Below are 3,092 nucleotides of genomic sequence, written 5' to 3'. Positions count from 1 at the left end.
GCCATGGGCGACGCGGGAGCCGGCGAGGTTGCCATAATTGCCGCCAAAGGCATCGCAGCGTCCACCGAAGAACGCGGCGTCAAGCTGCTCCCAGGTGCCAAGCACAAGCGGGGTGTATTTGAGGCCGCGCGACTTGAAGAAATTCTCGGTGTTCACCTCGAAGGTCGAGCCCTGAAGAATGCAGACGGTGGCATCGGCCAGTTTTTCGGGGCTGTCGACGCCCAGCGACTTGGGCACCATGAAGGTGTAGCCGTCGAAATAATTGGGGAAGGTGAAGCGAGCGTTCTGACCGCCTTCGCGGTTGAGCGTGGTCGTCGTGTCGTGGGCGAGAACGTCGATTTCGCCGGAAGCAAGCAGGACAAAACGCTCGGAGTAAGACGTCTGCCGGTAGGTAACCTTGCTGGCGTCGCCAAGAATTGCCGCAGCCATCGCCTTGCAAAAATCGATGTCGATGCCGGCGAGCTCGCCGTTGGCGCCTGGTGCCGAGAAGCCTGGAACGGCCTGGCCGACGCCGCAGGTCAGATTGCCCTTCTGCTTGATGGCGTCGAGCACCTTGCCCGCTTGCGCTTCTACTGGAGCGAGCAGCACCCCGGCCATGGCAATTGCGGCAAGACCGCCCAAGGCACCGCCTTGCATCCTCCATGTAAACGTCATCTCATTCCCTCTCTTATTGTTTGATGATGGTGATTTCTTGCGGCTGGGCGCCCATCGCCCGGCCAGAAGCCTAGGTGGCCTGACGGGGATTCTGTGTCAGGCAGATATATTTGAGGTTCAGGAACTCCTCGATTCCGTACTTTGAACCTTCGCGCCCGACGCCTGACTCCTTGATGCCGCCGAACGGGGCGACCTCATTCGAGATGAGCCCTTCATTGACGCCGACCATGCCTGTCTCAAGCGCTTCGGCCACGCGCCACATGCGATCGAGATCACGGGTGAACACATAGGCAGCGAGCCCCGCTGAAGTGGCGTTTGCCGCCGCAATGACCGCATCCTCATCGGTGAAGCGGAACACCGGAGCCACCGGACCGAAGGTCTCTTCCTGCGTGAACAGCATGGTATCGTCGACATTGGTCAGGATCGTCGGCTCGAAGAAAGTGCCGCCGAGCTTGTGCGGCTTGCCGCCGGTGACGAGCTTTCCGCCCTTGGCGAGCGCATCGGCGATATGGCTTTCGACCTTGACCAGCGCTGCGGGATTGATCAACGGGCCCTGCTCGACGTCGTCGGCAAAGCCATTGCCGACCTTCAGCGCCTCGACCGCCTTTTTGAAGCGCTCGACAAAGGCGTCATGGACGGCGTCCTCGACATAGATGCGGTTGGCGCAGATGCAGGTCTGGCCGGTGTTGCGGAACTTTGACGCCATGACATTGTGAACGGCAACATCAAGATCGGCATCGGCGAAGACAATGAAGGGCGCGTTGCCGCCGAGTTCCATCGACACCTTCTTCACTGTCGCTCCCGCCTGCCCCATCAGCAGCTTGCCGACGCGTGTCGAGCCGGTGAAGCTCAGCTTGCGGACGATCGGATTTGTCGTCATCTCGCCGCCGATCGCCTGGGCGTTGCCGGTGACGATGTTGAGGACGCCTGCCGGAATTCCCGCACGCGATGCGAGTTCGGCAAGCGCCAATGCGGAAAACGGCGTGAATTCCGAAGGCTTGACCACCACCGTGCAACCTGCTGCCAAGGCCGGCGCACATTTGCGGGTGATCATCGCACTGGGGAAATTCCATGGCGTGACCGCCGCAACAACGCCGACCGGCTGCTTCAGCACCATGATGCGCGACTGCGCCTTGGGGGCTGGAATGATATCGCCATAGACGCGCTTGGCCTCTTCTGCGAACCACTCGACGAAGGACGCGGCATAGCGGATTTCGCCACGGCTTTCGCCGAGCGGCTTGCCCTGCTCCGCAGTCATGATCCGTGCCAGGTCCTCGACATTTTCGATGATCAGTTCGAACCAGCGGCGCATGATCGCCGAACGTTCGCGTGCGGCAAGCGCCGCCCAGTCCTTGCGCACCCGGTCGGCACTCTTGATCGCTCGCGTGGTCTCTGCCGCACCCATGTCTGGGATGGTGCCCAAAGCCGCGCCGGTAGCCGGATCGGTCACAGTGATCGTGGCCTTGCTGTCGGCGTCGATCCATTGGCCGTCGACATAAGCCTGCTGCCTCAACAGCGACGGATCTGCCAGCCGTCCGATCAGGGAGTGGTTTGAACTCTGATGCAAGGTCATGCGCGAAATGGTCCCGATACTGCTAACATATGAAATCTGACGTTTGATATATCAAACTTCAAACGTCACAATGTCAAGCCGGGTTCTCGCTGGGCTAATGGTTGGTTTGAGTCTGGCTGGGAACTGTAGCTCTGCGACCGAGCCGCTACGCGGCAAGCCTGGCCGGTGCGTCGGGGCTAGCGGCGACCTGTCGACCCGCAGGCGCGCGTTCAACGCTCCAACGGTAGGTCTCGCATGAGCATGCGTGACCTCAGGTGCTGGAGGGCGCTGTTCGGACGTGCGAGCTGGCGGGTTTTGAAACGACCGCGAAACGATGCAGGAGCCGGCGAGCCATCGCTGGCTCTATCCCGCCATATCAGGCGCACGCATGGGCAGTGCGCGTGTTCACCTTTGGGGTCGTGTGCCAGGAAAGGTCACAACCTTGCACTCCTTCTCCACCATGTGTTCGGCGGTCAAGGTGGCATCAATGAGCAAGTTCAAGGCCGCAAGCAGTTTGCGCGTCAAGTCGTCGTCACCGGACAGGTATTTGCATGCCTGCTCGAGATGACGCCGCGCTGTGGCGAAGTCCGATCGCATTCGATCCTCCTAACGCCTCCTCAGCCACAGCATGCTTCACGATGATTGTGAAACCGCCAATAAAATCGCTCGGATTTTAGCAAGATGTGGGGTGGCAAGCCCGCCGAAGGCATGGCCGCCACCCCCGAGCCTGCTTATCGGTGCAAGCGGACAGCAATCACCAAGGCCACACGACGAGACACGCACCGACGCTGGACGCGGGCCTCGGAGCGCCCGAGTTACGGTCGGGCGCCATTGCAGGAGCGTCTAATCGGGCCGATCAGACGTGGCCGGCGACGTTCTTTGCGCT

The 3,092-nt window shown here is 61.0% G+C and carries 2 protein-coding genes; both read right to left on the bottom strand.

The annotated features are described in order from the left end of the window. Window positions 1–654 (bottom strand): transporter substrate-binding domain-containing protein (locus AC1DUU_RS27510; RefSeq protein ID WP_476786521.1); only part of this gene is annotated, 654 nt, incomplete at its 3' end. A gap of 70 nt (window positions 655–724) precedes the next feature. After that, window positions 725–2,227: an NAD-dependent succinate-semialdehyde dehydrogenase gene (locus tag AC1DUU_RS27505; protein ID WP_476786520.1), complete on the bottom strand. Its 1,503-nt coding sequence runs from the start codon at window positions 2,225–2,227 to the stop codon at window positions 725–727. Window positions 2,228–3,092 lie beyond the last annotated feature (865 nt).

Source organism: Aminobacter sp. P4_H6_2, assembly GCF_056400805.1.
Note: the sequence above shows the minus strand (reverse complement) of the source record. Positions and strands in the feature narration are given on the sequence as shown.

What these genes read in the sequence shown, in the direction of transcription:
- AC1DUU_RS27505 (WP_476786520.1), bottom strand. Translation starts at nt 2,227, where the DNA reads ATGACCTTGCATCAGAGTTCAAACCACTCCCTGATCGGACGGCTGGCA.